16 protein-coding genes are annotated in these 19,118 nt (G+C 63.2%); 6 read left to right on the forward strand and 10 right to left on the reverse strand.

The window, feature by feature from the left end; translation table 11 throughout:
• Positions 1-68 precede the first annotated feature (68 nt).
• The gene (locus AB3G88_RS12195; protein ID WP_480454167.1) at positions 69-1,283 is read right to left on the reverse strand and encodes an MFS transporter; all 1,215 of its coding nucleotides are present in this window, start codon (positions 1,281-1,283) and stop codon (positions 69-71) included.
• 113 nt (positions 1,284-1,396) lie between these two features.
• On the opposite strand from AB3G88_RS12195, the gene AB3G88_RS12200 reads away from it, so the two are divergent.
• The gene (locus AB3G88_RS12200; protein ID WP_112195114.1) at positions 1,397-2,278 is read left to right on the forward strand and encodes a LysR family transcriptional regulator; all 882 of its coding nucleotides are present in this window, start codon (positions 1,397-1,399) and stop codon (positions 2,276-2,278) included.
• 56 nt (positions 2,279-2,334) lie between these two features.
• Positions 2,335-3,012 carry a GNAT family N-acetyltransferase gene (locus AB3G88_RS12205; RefSeq protein ID WP_112195116.1) on the forward strand — a complete coding sequence of 226 codons (678 nt, stop codon included), beginning with the start codon at positions 2,335-2,337 and terminating at the stop codon, positions 3,010-3,012.
• A 22-nt stretch (positions 3,013-3,034) separates the two neighbouring features.
• On the opposite strand, the gene AB3G88_RS12210 is transcribed toward AB3G88_RS12205, so the two are convergent.
• The 3 genes from AB3G88_RS12210 to AB3G88_RS12220 form a co-directional block, all read right to left on the reverse strand.
• Complete coding sequence (locus tag AB3G88_RS12210) at positions 3,035-4,282, reverse strand: NAD(P)/FAD-dependent oxidoreductase (protein WP_480454168.1); 1,248 nt, start codon at positions 4,280-4,282, stop codon at positions 3,035-3,037.
• Positions 4,283-4,344: 62 nt separating this feature from the next.
• Complete coding sequence (locus AB3G88_RS12215; protein WP_099585163.1) at positions 4,345-5,292, reverse strand: dihydrodipicolinate synthase family protein; 948 nt, start codon at positions 5,290-5,292, stop codon at positions 4,345-4,347.
• Between the two features lie 18 nt (positions 5,293-5,310).
• Positions 5,311-6,252, reverse strand: coding sequence for a 4-hydroxyproline epimerase (locus AB3G88_RS12220; protein ID WP_480454169.1), 942 nt, complete (start codon positions 6,250-6,252; stop codon positions 5,311-5,313).
• A gap of 187 nt (positions 6,253-6,439) precedes the next feature.
• Here AB3G88_RS12220 and AB3G88_RS12225 point away from each other — a divergent pair, with 187 nt between their 5' ends.
• Both AB3G88_RS12225 and treS read left to right on the forward strand, forming a co-directional pair.
• Entirely contained in the window at positions 6,440-7,219 is a 780-nt protein-coding gene (locus tag AB3G88_RS12225) for a PAS domain-containing protein (RefSeq protein WP_480454170.1), read from the forward strand.
• Between the two features lie 84 nt (positions 7,220-7,303).
• Positions 7,304-9,367 carry a maltose alpha-D-glucosyltransferase gene (gene treS / locus AB3G88_RS12230; RefSeq protein ID WP_400524850.1) on the forward strand — a complete coding sequence of 688 codons (2,064 nt, stop codon included), beginning with the start codon at positions 7,304-7,306 and terminating at the stop codon, positions 9,365-9,367.
• 28 nt (positions 9,368-9,395) lie between these two features.
• On the opposite strand, the gene AB3G88_RS12235 is transcribed toward treS, so the two are convergent.
• Both AB3G88_RS12235 and AB3G88_RS12240 read right to left on the reverse strand, forming a co-directional pair.
• Complete coding sequence (locus AB3G88_RS12235; RefSeq protein ID WP_480454172.1) at positions 9,396-9,875, reverse strand: nuclear transport factor 2 family protein; 480 nt, start codon at positions 9,873-9,875, stop codon at positions 9,396-9,398.
• Positions 9,876-9,917: 42 nt separating this feature from the next.
• The gene (locus tag AB3G88_RS12240) at positions 9,918-10,481 is read right to left on the reverse strand and encodes a TetR/AcrR family transcriptional regulator (protein WP_480454432.1); all 564 of its coding nucleotides are present in this window, start codon (positions 10,479-10,481) and stop codon (positions 9,918-9,920) included.
• Between the two features lie 124 nt (positions 10,482-10,605).
• On the opposite strand from AB3G88_RS12240, the gene pssA reads away from it, so the two are divergent.
• Both pssA and AB3G88_RS12250 read left to right on the forward strand, forming a co-directional pair.
• Positions 10,606-11,949 (forward strand): CDP-diacylglycerol--serine O-phosphatidyltransferase, encoded by a 1,344-nt coding sequence (pssA, locus tag AB3G88_RS12245; RefSeq protein ID WP_099585157.1) that lies wholly within the window; start codon positions 10,606-10,608, stop codon positions 11,947-11,949.
• A 104-nt stretch (positions 11,950-12,053) separates the two neighbouring features.
• Positions 12,054-14,930: a hypothetical protein gene (locus AB3G88_RS12250; protein ID WP_480454174.1), complete on the forward strand. Its 2,877-nt coding sequence runs from the start codon at positions 12,054-12,056 to the stop codon at positions 14,928-14,930.
• Here the strand turns inward: AB3G88_RS12250 and efeO (AB3G88_RS12255) are convergent.
• The 4 genes from efeO (AB3G88_RS12255) to efeU are packed head-to-tail and all read right to left on the reverse strand — an operon-like array spanning position 14,828 to position 19,059.
• A complete protein-coding gene (efeO, locus tag AB3G88_RS12255; RefSeq protein WP_480454175.1) occupies positions 14,828-15,649 on the reverse strand; it encodes an iron uptake system protein EfeO in 822 nt (273 codons plus the stop codon). The genes AB3G88_RS12250 and efeO (AB3G88_RS12255) overlap by 103 nt on opposite strands.
• A 29-nt stretch (positions 15,650-15,678) precedes the next feature.
• A complete protein-coding gene (gene efeB, locus AB3G88_RS12260) occupies positions 15,679-16,986 on the reverse strand; it encodes an iron uptake transporter deferrochelatase/peroxidase subunit (RefSeq protein WP_099585261.1) in 1,308 nt (435 codons plus the stop codon).
• Positions 16,987-17,000: 14 nt separating this feature from the next.
• The gene (gene efeO, locus AB3G88_RS12265) at positions 17,001-18,203 is read right to left on the reverse strand and encodes an iron uptake system protein EfeO (RefSeq protein ID WP_480454176.1); all 1,203 of its coding nucleotides are present in this window, start codon (positions 18,201-18,203) and stop codon (positions 17,001-17,003) included.
• A 10-nt stretch (positions 18,204-18,213) separates the two neighbouring features.
• The gene (efeU, locus tag AB3G88_RS12270; RefSeq protein ID WP_122307741.1) at positions 18,214-19,059 is read right to left on the reverse strand and encodes an iron uptake transporter permease EfeU; all 846 of its coding nucleotides are present in this window, start codon (positions 19,057-19,059) and stop codon (positions 18,214-18,216) included.
• Positions 19,060-19,118: the final 59 nt, after the last annotated feature.

Below are 19,118 nucleotides of genomic sequence, written 5' to 3' on the forward strand. Positions count from 1 at the left end.
GAGCTTGAAAGCGCCCATGATGCGCGATGTAACCCGGTCTGGCGCAACGCCTTTTTTGTTTTTTTGCCTCAACGGAGGTTATGAAGGCCATTCACGGCGCGGTTGCGGCCCCATGCCATCACGGCGGCAAGAAGGATCAGACCGGACGCTGCGCCGAAGGTAGCGTGCAGGCCATTTGCCACGGACTGCGCGGTGGCGTGGGTCACATCCGGGGTTGCCCACGCGAACACCGCGCCGAGTGCCGAAGCACCGACAATCAGGCCGAGGTTGCGCGACAGGTTCAACAGGCCCGAGACAGTACCGCGCCGCGTCGCCTCGACATCGCGCATCACCGCAGTCGTGTTCGCCGCCTGGAACAGGCTGTAGCCCGCAGTCAACACAATCAGCGCGCCCAGGTAGCTGAGCAACCCTGAAGCCACCGTCAGCCACAGCGCGCCGCACAGCAGAATGCCGAGCCCGCCGCAGGTCATGCGTTGGCTGCCCAGGCGGTCGGTCAGGCGTCCCGCCGGTATGCCGGTGACAGCCGCGACGCATGGCCCGACGGCCATGGTCAGGCCCATCCAGGCGGGGTCAAGCCCCAAGCCACGAGACAGGTAAAACGGCCCGACGACGAAAGTGGCCATGATGACCGCCGCCACCAGCGCACTCATCGCCAGGCCTGTGCGCAATGGCGGATCCTTTAATAGCGCCCAGAACCGGTGGCCGCTGGAGGCTGGCGCAGGGTGTCGATCCACCGGCAGAAAGCGCCAGGCAAGGGCAGCCGCCAGCAGTCCGAGCGGGACGCCCACCAGAAACAATGCCCGCCAGCCCAACAGGCTTAGCAGCACTCCGCCGACGCTGGGGCCCATGGCGGTGCCCACGGCCGACATCGTGCCGAGCAAACCCATCACCCGGCCGGTGCGTTCCTTGGTCACGGTATCGCCGACCATGCCCAGGGCCATGGCCATCATGACCGCCGCGCCAAGCCCTTGCAGGATGCGTGCAGCAATCAGCATGTCAAGAGTGGCCGCCGCGCCGCACAGCCCGCAGGCCAGGCTGAACAGCAGCAAGCCGCCGAGCAGCAGCCGACGCCGTCCCAGGCGATCACCCAGGCGGCCGGCGCTGACAATCACCGCCGTGATCGCCAGCAGATACGCCAGCACCACCCACTGCACGGCGTGAAACGACGCGTCGAACGCCTGCGCCAGGCTGGGCAGGCCGACATTGGCGATGCTGGTGCCCAGTGACGCCAGCAGCATGGACAGCGACAGGCTGATGAGGCTGCCGCGTGGGGAAGGGGACATGGGCAATTCCTTGAGTGAAAGCAACTGTCACAACTCTACGGCGTCGCCTAATATGGCGGAAGACGCAGGGTATGCAGCAAATGCCTGCACCCAACGCCTGATGAGGAGCGCTGATGCCTGATCTGAATCTGCTGGTCACCCTGGATGTGCTGCTCGCCGAAGGCAGCGTTGCGGGCGCGGCCAAGCGCCTGGGGCTGAGCCCTTCGGCCATGAGTCGCGCCTTGGCACGCCTGCGTGAAACCACTGGCGACCCGCTGCTGGTGCGCGCCGGTCGCGGCCTGGTGCCCACGCCCCGCGCCGTGGCGTTGCGCGAACAGGTCAGCCGCCTGGTGCAGGACGCCCAGACGGTGCTGCGCCCCGCGCAGGCTGTGGACATGGCCGTGGTGGCGCGCACGTTCACCTTGCGCACCAGCGAAGAATTCGTCGAAAGCTTTGGTCCGGCGCTCCTGGCGCGTATCGCCCGAGAGGCCCCCGGCGTGCGCCTGCGTTTCGTCAACAAGACCGACAAAGACAGCACGCTGCTGCGCGACGGTAGCGTCGATCTGGAAACCGGCGTGGTCGACCCCACCGCCAGCCCCGAGGTGCTGACCCAGGCGCTGTTCCGCGACCGCCTGGTTGGCGTGGTGCGCAGCGGTCATCCCTTGAGCCAGGGCGATATCAGCGCTGCGCGGTTTGCCGAGGGCGAGCACGTCTACGTCTCGCGGCGCGGGCAAGCGCGGGGGCAGATCGACGATGCGCTTGAAAGCCTGGGCTTTACGCGGCAGATCACCAGCATCGTCGCCGGGTTCTCCACGGCCATTGCCCTGGCGCGCGACACTGACCTGATCGCCAGCGTGCCGCAGCGCTACGTCGCCAACCGTCGCGACGTGTTCTGTTTTGCCCTGCCGCTGAGGTTGCCGACCTTTACCGTGGCGATGCTCTGGCACCCACGGCTGGACGCCGACCTGGCTCACCGCTGGCTGCGCGGGTGTCTACGCGAGGTGTGCGGGCAATAAACCGTGCGCAACAGGTACAATCGCCGCTGCCTAGACGCGAAACCCCAGGAATTTGCATGTTCAGCCTTACCCGTTACACCTCGCCATGCCCCGAGCCCATCAATGGCCAGATCCTGCAGATGGTGGTGGACAACCTCACCGACATCAGCAGCATTGCGCTGCCGCCGAGCAACCTGCTGTACAACATCTACCAGTACGCGATTGGCTTTGAGGTGCACCTGTACCTGGAGGCGCTGAATGGCGAGAAGGGCATTGCCGTCGAACTGATCGTCGCCACCGATGCCCAGGACGCGCAGAAGGTCATCGGCTTTTTACTGTGCCTGCCGGTGAAGGATGATCCCGACGCCTGTGGTGTTGCCTTTATGGCGGTGCAAGCCGGCATGCGCCGCCAGGGTGTGGCGCGGGGCATGATGCAGGATGTGCTGACACGCTATCCCCATGCGGAGCTGGGGTGTGCGGTGGAAAAGGTGCCGGTGTTCGAGGCCCTGGGCTTGCAGGTGCGCGGCGCACGCGGCACCCAGGTGCTGATGAACACGCGGGACTACGGCACCGATGGCTTGATGGGCGTGCTGGATGTGGCCGCGATCTACAACTCCCTGGAAGTGCGGCAGATCCACACGTATTTGCTGCAAAAACACGGCAAGCGCGCAATGGTCGACGCGGAGAAGCAGCGGGATCGGCATCTGGACCAATTGACGCGCAAAGCCCGGTTGTTCGTGCAAGCGCGTGACTGAAACGCCCATCAGCCCCCGGCGATCAGAAGCGATCCAGTCGATACAGCCCAGGCGCCGGTAAACCTGTTTGCTCGGGCGTTTGCGACACCCGTTGACCGACCATCTGCGCTGTCACCGCCGCCTGGGTCAAACCCAGATGCTGGTGCCCGAACGCGAGCAGCACTTTGCCGTCGCACACTCGGTCAATGATCGGCAGTGAATCCGGCAGTGACGGTCGAAACCCCATCCATGGCGTGGCGTCCTGTGCATTCAGCTCATCGCGGAACAACCCCTTGCTCAACCGATGCAGTTGCCAGGCGCGTTGCATGTTGGCCGGGCGTTCGAGCCCGGCGAATTCCACGGTGCCGGCCAGGCGCAGGCCGCCTGCCATGGGCGTCATGATGAATTTGCGTTCCAGCGAGGTCACGGCGAACGGCAGGCGTTGCTGCTCGTGAGGCAGCATCAGGTGATAACCACGCTCGGTATCCAATGGGACTTTTTTGCCGGTCAGCGCGGTGGTGAGCGCGGCTGAATGGGCACCGCAGGCAATCAGGACCTGGCCCGCGCAGAACGCGCCTTGATCGGTGACCAGCTCGACGCCATCGTCGACAACCCGCGCATCCAGCATCTGGCGCTTGAGGAACTGCACCCCGCTGGCCCTGGCGGCATCCACCAATTCACAAAGAACCTCGTACGGGTCGAGAAAGTGCCCGGTACCCGGAAAAAACAACCCGCCCTGGACCTGCTCGCTCAATTGCGGGGCAGCCTTGCGGATGGCCTCCGCCGACCAGAACGCCACCGGCACGTGTTGCTGCTGCATGCGCCGGTGCAGGCGATCGAGCGCCTCACGCGATTGCGCCCGCTCATACACCAGCAGCGAGCCATCCTCGCGCAACAGCCCAGGCCGATCGATGCTGGCCAGCAAACGCTGCCAGGCGCCCAGGCTGCGCTCATTCAATGCACGAATGCCGGCCACGGTTCTCTGATGACGGGTGGGTCGCAGGTTCAGCAACAGCCGGACAAACCAGGGCAGGGCGCGGGGCAGGTATTTCCAGTCCAGGCGCAGCGGCCCCATGGGATCCATCAGCATCCCAGGCAAGCGCTTGAGGATCGACAGATCGGCGATGGGGAACACCTGTTCGGTCGCCAGGTGCCCGGCGTTGCCATAAGACGCACCCATGCCAGGTTCCTGGCCGTCGAGCACCACCACGCGCCGCCCTTGGCGCGCCAGTTGCAGGGCACAGGTGACGCCGATAATGCCGGCGCCGACCACCACGAAATCTTCAGCCATGGCTTATGCCTCTCTCTGGCCATCGAGTAGGCCGCCGTGAACAGCCCTGCGGCGCGCAAACATCAGGCGACGTTCTGTTCTGCCGACCAATTGGCGTACCACTGGCGGAACAGCGCGTACTGATTTTCCGCGTAGCGGCGCTGGGCGTCACTGAGCACGTCGGTTTCGTTGAAGTGCAGGGCGTAGCCCTTGTCGCCGTTGAGCACCATCAGGTGCTTGTAATACAGCACCAGGTCGCAGCCTTCATCGAAGGATGACAGCACCGCCAATGCGGCCTCCAACTCACGGGCCAGGCGCCGCGCCTTGGCATCGCCCTTGGCCGCCTGTGTGCTCAGGGCCACCAGTTGCAGCACTTCCCGTGGCAAGGCATTGCCGATACCGGTGATGGCGCCCGTGGCGTTGCAGTTGACGAAACCGTGCACCACCTGGGTGTCGACGCCGACCATCAACGTCACGCTGTCGTCCTGGGACGTGATGTGTTCGGCGGCGTAGCGCAGGTCGGCGCCGCCGCCGAATTCCTTGAAGCCGATCAGGTTCGGGTGCTCGCGGCGCAGTTCAAAAAACAGCTCGGCGCGGGTGGCGAAGCCGTAGTACGGGCTGTTGTAGATCACTGCCGGCAGGTCCGGCGCGGCCTTGAGAATCGCCGAGAAGTGAGCCTTTTGCGCAGTGGCAGACGCGCCACGGGACAGTACGCGGGGAATCACCATCAAGCCATGGGCGCCGACCTTGGCCGCATGGGCGGCATGGGCCACCGCTTCACGGCTGTTCACCGCGCCAGTGCCGACAATGGTCGGCACGCCGGCCGCCACCAGGCGCGCCACGCCTTCCTGGCGTTCGGCCTCGCTGAGCAGCGGCCAGTCGCCCATGGAACCGCAATACACCACCGCGCTCATGCCGGCCCCGATCAACTCGCGGCCTTTGGCGACCAGTGCGTCGAAGTCCGGCGTGCGCGCGGCCGTGCACGGGGTCATCAGCGCCGGGATGCAACCGGTGAAAATGTTGTCGCTCATGGTGCTCACTCCGTTCATTCAAATAGAGGGGGCTCCGATGCCCCAGGCGAAAGGGTCCTGCTCGTCGATCAGCAACGTGCTGTCGGCGGTCATGTAGGCGCGGCCGGTGATGAAAGGGATGACACGTTCGCCGTCCCATTCATAACGGCCTTCGAATTGGCTGCCGGTGATGCTGGCCTGTACCCAGGTTGCCCCGGCGGCGAGCTTGCCGTCGGCGGCCAGGCACGCCAGTTTGGCGCTGGTGCCGGTGCCGCACGGGGAGCGGTCGTAGGCCTTGCCGGGGCACATCACGAAGTTGCGGCTGTCGGCGTGGGCGTCGTCGGCAAACAGTTCGATATGGTCGATCAGTTCGCCGTCTGCACCGCCGATGCCCTGGTCCTCCAAGGCCTTGAGCATTGCCCAGGTGTAATCGGTGAGCGCGTCGACGTTGTGCATCTCCAGCGCCATGCCGTGCTCGGACACCAGGAAGAACCAGTTGCCGCCCCAGGCGATATCGCCGTGCACCACGCCATGCCCTGGCACCGCCACTGCCACGTGCTGGCGATAGCGATAGGCGGGCACGTTGCGCAGGGTCACGGCGCCGTCGTCATGCAAGGTGGCGGTTACCGGGCCCACCGGCGTGTCGATGCGGTGCACGCCCGGCTGGATACGCCCCAGGTGGTGCAAGGACGCGACCAGCCCGAGCGTGCCGTGGCCACACATGCCCAGGTAACCGGCGTTGTTGAAGAAGATCACCCCGCAGGTAGCCCCTGGCGTGACCGGTTCGCAGTACAGCGCACCGACCAGCACATCGTTGCCACGGGGTTCCAGCAGGCAAGCGCGGCGCCATGGGTCGTGTTCGCTGCGCAGGTTGTGCAACTGGTCGGCAATGCTCGCACCCTTGAGCGCGGGAAAACCGGTCATCACCAGGCGCGTCGGTTCGCCGCCGGTGTGGGAGTCGATCACATGCAGTCGCTTCATCGCGTTGCCTTCTGGTGGGTGATTGGATCGGCAGGCAGTGGCGTTATCGTGAACGCGCAGGTGGCGCGGCGATTGATGTTTTTTGCCGACATCGATGACGAATTCAGCACAGTTTTCCTCCCTCGACAGCACTCGGGGCATCGGGCAATCTGCTATGCGTCGAGGGATCAGCAGGGGGAATACCGTCATGATGCACAGCGCGTTTGCGACCCTTTGCCAAGGCGGCGGTGCGAATCGCCCCCATGACATCGAGCAGTTGGTGGCCGGCGTAGCGCAGTTGCTGCCGATGCTGGATGTGATCCCCAATGCGGCCCTCTTCATCAAGGACCTGGACGCCCGTTACGTGCTTGCCAACCGCACGTTGGTGCAGCGCTGCGGCCTCAAGCATCTGCAACCGTTGCTGGGCAAGACCAGCGCCGAAGTCTTCCCGGCACCATTGGGGCCGGGCTACACCGAGCAGGATCGGCGTGTGCTGGAGCAGGGGTTTGTGCTTGAGGACCAACTCGAACTGCACCTCTACGGCAGCCGTGAACCCGGTTGGTGCCTGACCCACAAATGGCCGTTGTACAACCATGAAGACCGCATCATCGGCCTGGCCGGCATCTCGGTGGACCTGCAATCGGCCAGCCAGACTCACCCGGCCTACCAGCGCCTGGCCGCTGTGGACGAGCACATCCGCATGCACTTCAACCGCCGCGTCAGCCTCAGCGAACTGACACGCATCGCTGGAATCTCCGTGGCGCAGCTGGAGCGCTACTGCAAGCGCGTGTTCCACCTCACACCCCGGCAGATGATCCAAAAGGTGCGGCTGGAACATGCCCATCGCCTCTTGCACGGCGACCTGCCGATCACCGAAGTGGCCTTGCAGTGTGGTTATACCGATCACAGTGCGTTTACCCGGCAGTTCAAGGCTTCGACCGGGTTTACGCCACGCCAGTATCGTCAAGCCACGGAGGGAATGGCGTAACGACGGCCATCGCAATGCAACGAATGGGCTGCGTCCCCCTCATATGTCTACGAGTAACGTTTTACGACGACAGGTACCGAGCTTATGACCGCGGCTGAAAACAACCATGTGAACTGGCTGGTAGAACAATCGATGCTGCATGCCGCCCGCCAGCGCGCCAAGCTCTATTCCGGGCAAGGCCGGTTGTGGCAACAGCCCTTTGCACAGACACGACCGCGCGATGCCACGGCCCTTTCGTCGGTGTGGTTCACCGCGTACCCCGCGTCGATCGTGACCCGCGAGGGCGGTACGGTGCTGGAGGCGCTGGGGGATGAAACCCTGTGGCATACCTTGTCGAAGATCGGCATCCAGGGCATTCACAACGGCCCGCTGAAAAAGTCCGGCGGCCTTAGCGGCACGCGGCACACGCCGACCATCGATGGCAACTTCGACCGCATCAGCTTCGAGATCGACCCGCAGTTGGGCACCGAGGCCCAGTTGCAGGCGTTGACGCGCATGGCAGCGGCGCACAACGCAGTGATCATTGACGATGTGATCCCGTCCCACACCGGCAAGGGTGCGGATTTCCGCCTGGCCGAGATGGCCTACGAGGATTACCCCGGCCTCTATCACATGGTGGAAATTCGTGAGGAAGACTGGCCGTTGCTGCCCGACGTGGCCGAGGGCCGTGATGCGCAGAACCTCAGCCCCTTGCAGGTGGACGCCCTGCGCGACAAGCACTACATCGTCGGTCAGTTGCAGCGGGTGATCTTCTTCGAACCTGGCGTCAAGGAAACCGACTGGAGCACCACCGCCGAAGTCATCGGCGTGGATGGCAAGCCGCGCCGTTGGGTGTACTTGCACTACTTCAAGGAAGGCCAGCCGTCGCTCAACTGGCTGGACCCGACCTTCGCCGCTCAGCAAATGATCATTGGCGACGCCCTGCACGCCATCGACGTGATGGGCGCCAAGATCCTGCGCCTGGACGCCAACGGCTTCCTCGGTGTGGAGCGCAAGCTCGATGGTACGGCCTGGTCCGAAAGCCATCCGCTGTCAATCACCGGCAACCAACTGCTCGGCGGGGCGATTCGCAAGGCGGGCGGGTTCAGCTTTCAGGAACTGAACCTCACCGTCGACGATATTGCTTCCATGTCCCACGGCGGCGCCGACCTCTCCTATGACTTCATCACCCGGCCTGCGTACCAGCATGCGCTGCTGATGGGCGATGCGGAGTTTCTGCGCCTGATGCTGCGCGAGATGCACCGCCAGGGCATCGACCCCGGCTCGTTGATCCATGCCTTGCAAAATCACGACGAGTTGACGCTGGAACTGGTGCACTTCTGGACCCTGCATGCCCACGACAGCTTCCTCTACCAGGGCCAGACCTTTCCCGGCAACATCCTGCGCGAGCACATCCGTGAACAGATGTACGAGCGCCTGACGGGCGAGCATGCGCCGTATAACCTCAAGTTCGTCACCAATGGCGTGTCCTGCACCACGGCCAGCATTATCACGGCGGCGCTGGGTATCCGTGACCTGGAGGCGATCACGCCGGCGGATATCCAACAGATCCGCCAGATCCATTTGCTGCTGGTGATGTACAACGCCATGCAGCCTGGAGTATTTGCCTTGTCCGGCTGGGACCTGGTGGGGGCGCTGCCGTTGGCGGCTGACGACGTTGCGCACTTGATGCAGGACGGCGACACCCGCTGGATTCATCGCGGGGCTTACGATCTGGTGGACCTGAACCCCGATGCCGAACTCTCCGCCGGCCAGATGCCGCGCTCGAAAAGCCTGTATGGCAGCCTGAACAGCCAACTGCTGGACCCCGAGTCATTTGCCTCGCAACTGCAAAAAATCCTGGCCGTGCGCCGCGCCTACGACATCGCCGCCAGCCGCCAGATCCTGGTGCCGGACGTGGAAAACCCCGCGCTGCTGATCATGGTTCACGACTTGCCGGCCGGGAAGGGCACGCAAATCACTGCGCTGAACTTCGGCCCTACGCCGATCACGGAAACCCTGCACCTGCCGGATATCGCCGCGGGGATGGTGGTGGACATCATCAATGAACGGGTTGAGGGCGACCTGACAGCGGAGGGTGAATTCACCATTACCCTGGATGCTTATGAAGGGTTGGCACTGCGGGTCGTGAGCAGCTCACCGATATAACGGTGGCCAGATCCAAAGCCACAGCGTGCTACAAACCCAGTTCAGACAACCCCGGATGGTCATCCGGGCGTCGGCCCTGCGGCCAGTGGAACAGGCGTTCGCTTTGCTGGATCGGCTTGTCGTTGATGCAGGCAAAACGGTTGGTCATCAGGCCGTTTTCGTCGAATTCCCAATTCTCGTTGCCGTATGAGCGGTACCAGTTGCCGGAGTCGTCATGCCATTCATAGGCGTAGCGTACGGCGATGCGGTTGTCGGTGAAGGCCCACAGTTCCTTGATCAGGCGGTAATCCAGTTCCTTGGCCCATTTGCGGGTGAGAAAACCTTTGGCTTCTTCGCGGTTATGGACGAATTCGGCGCGATTACGCCACTGGGTGTCCAGGGTGTAGGCCAGGGACACCCGTTGTGGGTCGCGGGAGTTCCAGCCGTCTTCGGCCAGGCGGACTTTTTCGATGGCCGATTCGCGGGTGAATGGCGGCAGCGGCGGGCGTGTTTCTGGGGTGGATGACATTTCAGCGCTCCTGTTTCAGATAAAGTTGCTCGGCCAGTGCATTCAAAGCGCCAATAATGTTCGCGCCATGCCTTGCGCATTATCCGCAGCGGTTGAATCGCCCATGACCAGGGCAACGGTAATGGCACCATCGATCAGGATCAGCAGTTGTGCGGCCTGCCGTTCGGGGTCGGGGGTGCCGTGGGCTTGGCACAGTTCGAGTGCGTACTCGAACAGTTTCTGCTTATGCGCTTTGGCCAGCTGGCGCACGGGGTTGTGCGGGTCGCCGGTTTCGCCGCTGGTGTTAATGAAGGCGCAGCCGCGAAAATCCGCCGAGCCAAACCAAGTTCTGAGTGCGTCGAACAGCGCGAGCAGGCGTTCGCCGCTGCCGTCGATGCGTTCCACTTCGCCCCGCAACCAGTGCATCCAGCGCTCGTCGCGGCGTTGCAGCGCAGCGATGACCAACTCGTCCTTATTGGCGAAGTAGCGGTAAATACTCTTGCGCGAGACACCGGCGGTTTTCACCAGGAAGTCCATGCCGGTGGCGGCGATGCCGTGGCGATAGATCAGTTTCTCGGTGACGTCGAGGATAATGTCGCGGGTTTCATTGCCAGTCATGTCGTTCATGCGAGAGACAGTAGAACGATCGTTCTTCATGGTCAATTAACTTTTTCCATGCCAGGCGACGAGACCTGAGCAACCCCATGGTGTAAGCTCGGGGCCTCTTCGGATTCGACCCATTGCGAGCCCTATGCCGTCGTTCTTCAAACGCTCCCTGTTGCCCAAGCTGCGTGGTTTCCCCCTCACTCCCGACGCGCTCGACGTGTTGTCCGGTGCCGATGCGTATCGCCGCTGCCTGCTGGAAAAAATCTCCCAGGCCACTCGGCGTATCTACATCGTGGCGCTGTACCTGCAACAGGACGAAGCGGGGCAGGAGATCTACGATGCCCTGCACGCCGCCAAGGTTGCACGGCCGGAATTGGACATCGTGGTGGTGGTCGACTGGCTGCGTGCCCAGCGCGGGTTGATCGGCGCGGGCAAACAGCCGGGCAACAGCGCCTGGTACCAGGCCATGACACACAGCCATGCCAGTGAAGTGCCGGTGTACGGCGTACCGGTGCAAACCCGCGAGCTGTTTGGCGTGCTGCACCTCAAGGGTTTTGTTATCGATGACAGCGTGCTGTACAGCGGTGCCAGCCTGAACAACGTGTACCTGCACAAGTTCGACAAGTACCGGTTTGACCGTTACCACCTGATTCACAGCAAACCCCTGGCCGATTCGATGCAGCACCTGGTGGAACACGGCCTGGTCGCCTCCAAGGCGGTGCACCGCCTCGACCTGCCGAACCCGCCCACCACCCGCAGCCTGCGCAACGATATCGGCGACCTGCGCAGCCGCCTCAAGCACGCGGTGTACGACACCACGGCCGGGCAGTTGCCCAATGGCCACCTGTCGGTCAGCCCGTTGCTCGGCGTCGGCAAGAACAACCCGCTGAGCCGGGTGATCCTGGAGCTGATCGCCAGCGCCCAGCAGCAACTGACCATCTGCACGCCGTATTTCAACCTGCCGCTGCCGGTGACCCGCGAGATCAACCGTGCCCTGGCGCGTGGCGTGAAGATCGACATCATCGTCGGCGACAAGACCGCCAACGACTTCTATATCCCGCCCAGCGAACCGTTCAAGGTCATCGCGGCGCTGCCTTACCTGTATGAAATCAGCCTGCGCCGCTTTGCCAAGCGCCATCAGCCGATGATCGACAGCGGGCAACTGAACCTGCATCTGTGGCGCGACGGCGACAACACCTACCACCTCAAGGGCATGTGGGTCGACGAACGCTATACCTTGCTCACCGGCAACAACCTCAACCCTAGGGCGTTCCGGCTCGACCTGGAAAACGCCTTGTTGATCGACGACCCCAGGGCCGAGTGGCTGGAGCCGCGTCGTACCGAGCTGGCACAGATTTTCCAGCACACCACGCGGATCGAGCGTTACCAGCAATTGCAAACCCTGGTGGACTACCCGGAAGCCGTCGGCAAGTTCCTGCGCCGGGTCAGCCGGGTGCGGATCGAGCGGTTGCTGTACCGGATCCTGTAATCCGGCGCAACGGAATACGTGGGGCGGCCGGACTCGGCTTACAGTCAGCATGCTTCAACGGTTCTTAGATAGCCTCTCCAGACAACGTGCAGAGAGGCTTTCACATGTTGACGTCACTATCGAACACCGGCTCGCCCGTTCCACAGGCCCCCATCGTCGCCGAACACAGCACCAGCCCCGCGATTCAGGCGCCGCGCCAACGGGCCGGCCTGGAACATACGCCGCGCCTGACGGCTGAGCGGGTGGAACGCGAGGCGCTGGCCGAGCGCCTTGAAGCAGGGCTTGGCGATCTCCTCGACGGCGAAATCACCGACTGGTCTTCAGAGGCCTGTGATCTCCCCCCCACATCGGCGCTGCCCGCGCTCAGCCAAGCCGCGATGGCGCGTCTGCAGGCACTTGTGTCTCGCCCGGAAATGCTCAGCCTGTTGCAACGTGAACGATTCGACTGGGACGGCAAGCCCTTCCGTGTGTCTGAAGGCCGTCTTGAACGCTTGACCCCGGTGGGCGGCTGGGTGGACTTGACCCGTTACGTCAACGCAGTGGAGACGTTGCGCGATGAACTGGCGGCATTGACCCCGCTGACCGGACCACTGGGCAATGCGGTGTACTCGACGCCACGCTTTGATGTGCGCCAGCTCCTGGAACTCAAGGGCCTTGGGTCGCCACGCACCGTGGCCGAGACACGCAATGTCATCCGCTGGTTACGGCTGTCGTTGCCGCCGGCGCCCCCGGTGGGCGACTACACCGGGCCGTTTGCGCCCGACACGTTGAGCGCCGCTGACAAGGCCACATTGACCAAGGTCGCGCGAATCAATCTGGGCGGCGTCAAACCTGGCCATATCGCCGGGTATTCGATCTATCAGCCGGCGAACATGGGCCGCACGTTCAGCGAGGTGCGTCGCGATATCGAGCGCCACCTGCAGCAACAAAACAAGCTGACACCGGCCCTGGCAGCGCGGTTGGCCTCGGTATACCTGGCGCAAGCAGCCCCGGAAATGCTGGTCATGGAGGTGCCGGACGCGGTGCGCATCGGCACTCCGGCCTGGATGGAATTACGCCTCGGCTGCGCGCTCGCCGATCATGCCGCACCGGGCACGTCACGGATGATGAGTGAGCACCAGGTCCGCGAGCTGACCCTCCTGGCGCCCACCTCAGAGGCACAAGCCCAGTTGATGCAACTCAATGCACTGAAAATCCTCGCCGACTGGGGCGTATTGAACGGTGCCGTCAGGCTGCGCAGTGACGGCGAGTATTCTCAACACGACATCGAGGACGCTTCGCGGGCGTTGTTCAAGCAGCAGAAAGAGACGGTCGAGGCCTTCGCCTGCGCCAGCGCGGAGCTGCCGACCCGCAAAGCGCTGGCCATCAGGGAGTTGCTGCGGGCATTTCCGGACAGCACTGCGGCTGAGCTTGAGGGCATGTGCCTGGAATTGGCGAGCGCCGCGGATCGCCGCAACGCACCGGTTACGGAGCCGCGCCGCCGTTCGCTGGTGGAAACCTACATGACCGGCGACCTCACACCGGGAAAATGGGTGCACAGCGAAGATCCGCTTGCCCCGCCAGCGCCGGCGAAAACACCCTATCAGTCAGGCCGTGCGCCGCAGATTGCGCAGGGCGACCAGGAAGCACTGGACCGACGTATTCGTCATCTGCCCGAGCTGGATGCGCTGCTTGAAAGCGCTGTCGGCAATCACCTCCAACAGCTCCAGGGCGCCTATGCAGTGAAACTCAAGTTGATGCTTGCCCAGTTGCCGCTGGCCGAGCGCACGATGATCGAGCTGGGCAAGGTCCAATTGTTTACTCTGCGTGGCGAGACCGACGTCATTCAGGTCGAGGAGACCCAGGCCCACAGAGATGCACAGCGCGGTCGCCAGGCAACCCTGATGCGCGTGGAGCATGATCAGGCAGTGGTCTATTACGAGGTCTTTGCCAGCGGCAAGCTGATCAAACGCACGGACCTGCCCGACGCCCTTGAGCTTGGCGGAGTGACCGGCAAGAAACCTATTGGCACGCGCCGTGGTTCGTCGAATGTGCTGGTAACACGTGGCACCCAGATGCCTTTCGACTTTGCTGCCTACACGACCGGCTCAGCGCCAAGGCCAGGGGTAATGACGTCATCGGTTATCGTCGAACCGCTGGGAGGGGCGATTGCATCACGCAAGTTGCCGGCCAACCACACACTGCAAAGCTATGTTCCCAACACCTATGGCTCGCGAAAGATCGCTGCAATTGCCAACAGGATTGCCCGTGACAACTTCCATGAGCCCGCCGAGGCCCTGATGCAACGTGCGCGCGAGCCGTTGCCGCTGGAGAAACGTCGCGAAGCCCGAGCCGGCGAGCATGAATTTCTGTTGGGATTCGTGCCGTTTCTGGGGGCATATCAGGCGTTCAAACGCGGCGATATCGCCCAGGGCCTGGGCAATCTGGCCCTGGATATGGTCGGTGTGGTCATCGGCGCCGGGGGGCAGGCGCGTGGGCTGCTGCGGTCGGCCAAGGCCTTGCTGCCTAACCCGGTGCAGCGCCTCGTCGTACGGTTCAGACCGCCCGCCGCTGCGCTGGCCGCCACCAAGCCGGTGGCCACGTTCGGCGAGCGTGCGTTCGACTTCATCAAGCATTCCGGGTTGTTTGCCAATGCAGTGTTAAACCCGTTGGACGGTTACCCGCAACTGATCCGGGCCGCAACCAAGGGGCTGCTGAAGCTGCCGATGTTGCTGGCCGAGGGCGGGGTGAAATGGGGCAAGGCGGCGCCGCATCTGATCACGGCGGAAGAAAAACTGCGTAGCTACCTGATGGTTTCAGCGGGGCAGGAGAGCTGCGCCCAAGCGCCCAATGCGGTGACATCCCGCGCCGGAACGCAGGACGTCGAGTCAGGTGTTGATCAGTTCAGCCCCAGCTTACCGCGCAGCGTCGATAGGTCTTCAGCCAGGGTGTTGACCGGACCCACGAGCGCCTTGCGGTCGTTTTCCTTCACTTTGTCGTAGGTCTCGAAGCCGCCGCCCTGGGTCTTGTACTTGGCCAGGATCTTGTCCACGGCGGCAAAGTTCTTGTCGACCTTGGTCAGGAAGGCCTTGTCTTGTTTCTCGATCTGGCCACGGAACAGGTCGACGATTTTCTTCGCGCCGTCGATGTTGCCCTGGAAGTCATACAGGTCGGTATGGCTGTAGCGGTCTTCTTCGCCGGAGATCTTGGTTGCAGCGACTTCTTCAAGCAGGGCTGCGGCGCCACCTACGACTTTTTCCGGCGGGAAGGTCAGGCCTTCGACGCGGGTCTTGAGGTCGTTGACGTCGGTGTTGAGCTTGGCGGTCAGCGTTTCCAGGCCCTTGGTCGAATTCTGCGAGAACAGTGCGTATTCGATGCGGTGAAAGCCGGTGAAGTCTTCGGCGGTCACGCCTTTTTCATGGTCATCGACGCGGGAGTCGATGGACGCATCCAGGTCGCTGAACAGCTCGGCGATCGGCTCGATGGACTCATAGTGCACACGGGTCGGCGCGTAGAGTTTCTTGGCGGTGGCCAGGTCGCCTTGGTTGATGGCATCGGTGAACGCCTGGGTCTGGGTCACCAGCTCGCCGATTTCCTCGGTGACGTAGATCTTGTAGTCCGACACCGGCCCTACCAGGTCCAGCGGCGCCGTGGTGGCAGCGAAGGCGGCCAGGGGCGAGAGGGTCATTAACAACGACAACGCGAGAGTCGACTTCTTCATGGGGCGGTTTCCGCTGTGGGGGTTTGGTTTCAGGTGTTGGCAGTGGTTTGGGGATGCGTGGCGGCGAGCAGCGTGCGGCCAATGAAGTCCTTGGCGCCGGTGACGCCCGGCAAGGTGAAGAAGTACCCGCCGCCGACTGGCTTGAGGTATTCCTCCAGGGGTTCGCCGTTGAGCCGGGTCTGCACGCTGATAAAGCCTTTCTCCAGGTCAGCCTGGTAGCAGATGAACAACAGCCCCATGTCCAGCTGACCGTTTTTATTGACGCCGTTGGAGTAGTTGAACGGCCGGCGCAGGATCAAGTTGGCCTGAGTCTGCGGGGTGCGCGGGTTGGCCAGGCGGATGTGCGCATCGAGCTTGGTCAACTTGCCTTCCGGGTCTTTGCTGTAGTCAGGCACCTGGCTTTCCTGGCGGCCATCCATCGGCGCGCCGGTGGTCTTGACGCGGCCGATGATGCTCTCTTGTTCTTGCAGGGGCGTGCGGTCCCAACGTTCGACGAAGTTGCGGATGATGCGCACCGCCTGATAGCTGCCATGGGCGGCCCAGGCCGGTTCGTCGCTGCCGGTTTGCACCCAGACGATCTGGTCCATGGCCTTGGCGTCGTTGGAGTTCGGGTTAGCCGAACCGTCACGAAAACCCAGGAAGTTGCGTGCGCTCTGCGCCGGCTCGCCGGGTTTGGCCGGGGCCTGGGGCGGCACGCTGCCTTCCTGTTTCCAGCGCACCAGCAACAGGTCGGGGAGGTTCTTCACGATGTCGCGCAGGGCGTGGATATTGGTGTCCGGGGTGTTGGAACAAAATTGCAGGCTCAGGTCGCCGTGGCACTGCGCCGGTTCCAGCGCGTCGTTGGGGAAACCGACCATGCGGCTCAGGCGCTTGGGTTTGGCGACGCCCAGGCCGAAGCGCTCATCGAACAGCGACTCGCCGACGGACACCGTGATGGTCAGGTTGTCCGGCGTGACCACCGGGCCAAGAATCCCTGAATCGGTAGGCGGCAGCTTCGGGTCGATCTGGGCGACGGTGCCGCCGGTCATCAGGAAACTGATGCGTTCGTTCAAGGTACGGAACAGGCGCTCCAGGTCTTCGCGGTCGCTGGCCAACACGTCGAAGGCCACGAGCATGCCGCACGCCGGGCGCGGGGTAACGATGCCGCTTTGGTGCTGGCCGAAAAAGTCGTGGTGGTCCTGGGTCTTGTCACTGCGCGGCGCGGTGGTGACTTGTTCCTGGGCGGTGGCGGCCATGGCCGGGCAGCTCAGGCTGCTGCCGGCAATCGCGGCGCCAGTGGCGGCCATGCCCAGCAGGACACGGCGGCGTTGTAGATCAAACGGTGTTGAATCACTCATGTGTGCGGTCGTCTTCACTGCAGGCCGGAAAGGCCAAGGGCGGGGTCGATTCCATCGAGTGCAACGGCCAGAGCCTTGGCCTTGTCGGCGATCTGCTTGCGCTGATCGGCGGTGACGCTGTCATACGTGGCGTAGCCGTTGTCGACCTTGAAACCCTGGAGTTCGGCATCGAAAGCGGCGAGGGCGCTGTCGATATGCGGCAACAGGTCGGCGGCGGACTTGGTCAACAGTGGGCGCATCAACTCGACCACCTTGTGCGCAGCCTCCAGATTGGCGGCAAAACCATTCAGGTCGACATGGCTGTAGCGTTCTTCCTCACCGCTGACGGCACGCATATCGGCCAGGCTGTTGAGGTTGCGCACCACGATGCTGACCAACTGCTCCGGCGGCAGGGACTGGGCCAGCAATTGCTGTTTGAGGGTGCTGACATCCGTTACCAGGCGCTGCGCCACGGGGGCCAGGCCATCAAGGCTGCGTTGCTGGAACAGGCTGTATTCGAGGCGATGGAAACCGCTGAAGGCCGGGTCTTGCTCACGTTTTTCAAAATAGTCGGCACGCGCGTTGATTGCGTTGTCCAACTCGGCCAGGCGCTGGGAGGCCGGTGCCAGTCGTTGGTAAGCCTCACGGGCCGGCACATACAGCGCCTGGGCCTGGGTCAGGTCACCGGCGTCAATGGCGTGCTGCAAGGCGGTCGCAGCCTTGACCAGCGCGCTGCCCTGGCTGCTCAAGTACACGCGGAACTCCGACAGCGGGCCGATAAACGCCACCATCGATGGCTTGGCCTTGGCCTGGGCATCGGAGGCGGCCGTCGGCGTCACATGCAGGGTGCCACGGGGGTTGCTCAGCAGGCCGCAGGTGATCGCATAGTCGCCGGGCAGCAGGTTGGCGTTGATCACCTGGCTCAGGCCGGGGGCGATGTTTTCCCGTTCTTCGACTACCAGCACGCCGTCGAGGATTTCCCATTCCACAGCGCGGTCGGAGCGGTTGATGATGCGAAAGCTCGCACGCCCGGCCGGCACCGTCAGTGCATTGGGCTCGCAGGCGTGGCCATGAATAGTCACAGCGATTTCATTGCTGTTGGTCTGGCGCTTGGCGGCGGCCAATTGCGAGGCGTAATAAAACAGGCCACCGGCGGCGATCATCACGACCACCGAGCCGGCCACCGCCCAGCGCAAGGCGCGGGGAGGCAAGGCGGGTTGAGGCGTTGGGCTGGACAAGAGACGGTCCTTACTGGCTGGAAACGGAAGAGGGCGTGTGGGCGGGTTTGGCCGGTGCGGCAGGCAGGAAGAACATCACCAGCGCCACCACCAGATAAATCAGGTAGGCGCCCAGGGTGCTGACGGTTGGCGCTTCCTGATAGCCGAACATGCCGGCGAGCACCGAACCCAGCGGGCTGTCCATCGGCAACGCGGCGCTGAAGTCGAACAGCACGGTTTGCAGGTGGTTCCACACGCCGGCTTCGTGCAGGGCCTGTACCGAATTGGCCAGGATGCCGGCGGCGACCACCAGAATAAACAGCCCGGTCCAGCGGAAAAACGCGCCGAGGTTCAGGCGCATGCTGCCGGTGTAGATCAGGAAACCCACGATGATTGCCAAAACCAGGCCGAGCAGGGCGCCAATCGGCGCACCCGGCCCTTCGCTTTGCTGGAACACGGCGAGCAGGAAAAACACGGTTTCCAGACCTTCACGGGCCACGGCGAAAAACACCATGAGGATCAATGCCGTGACCTGGTGTTTAGAGCCGGTCAACGCCTGATCAAGAGAGGCGTGCAGCGAATGCTTGATGGAGCGCGCCACTTTGCGCATCCAGAACACCATGGAACTGAGAATGCCCACGGCCACCAGGCCGACAATACCTTCGAACAGTTCCTGTTGTTTTTGCGGGAACTCGGCGCTGACCAACTCCAGGCCACCGCCCACCAACAACGCCAGCGCAGCGGCGAGAAATACCCCGATCCACACCGCCGGCATCCACTGGCCACGGCCGGTCTGTTGCAGGTAACTGGCGATGATGCCAACGATCAATGCTGCTTCAATGCCTTCGCGCAGCATGATGAGAAAGGGGACAAGCATTCGGCACCAGAACGTAACTAGATAGGAGCCTAAGTTGTAACATAATGATACTCATTACT

The sequence above is a fragment of the Pseudomonas arvensis genome (genome assembly GCF_056688935.1).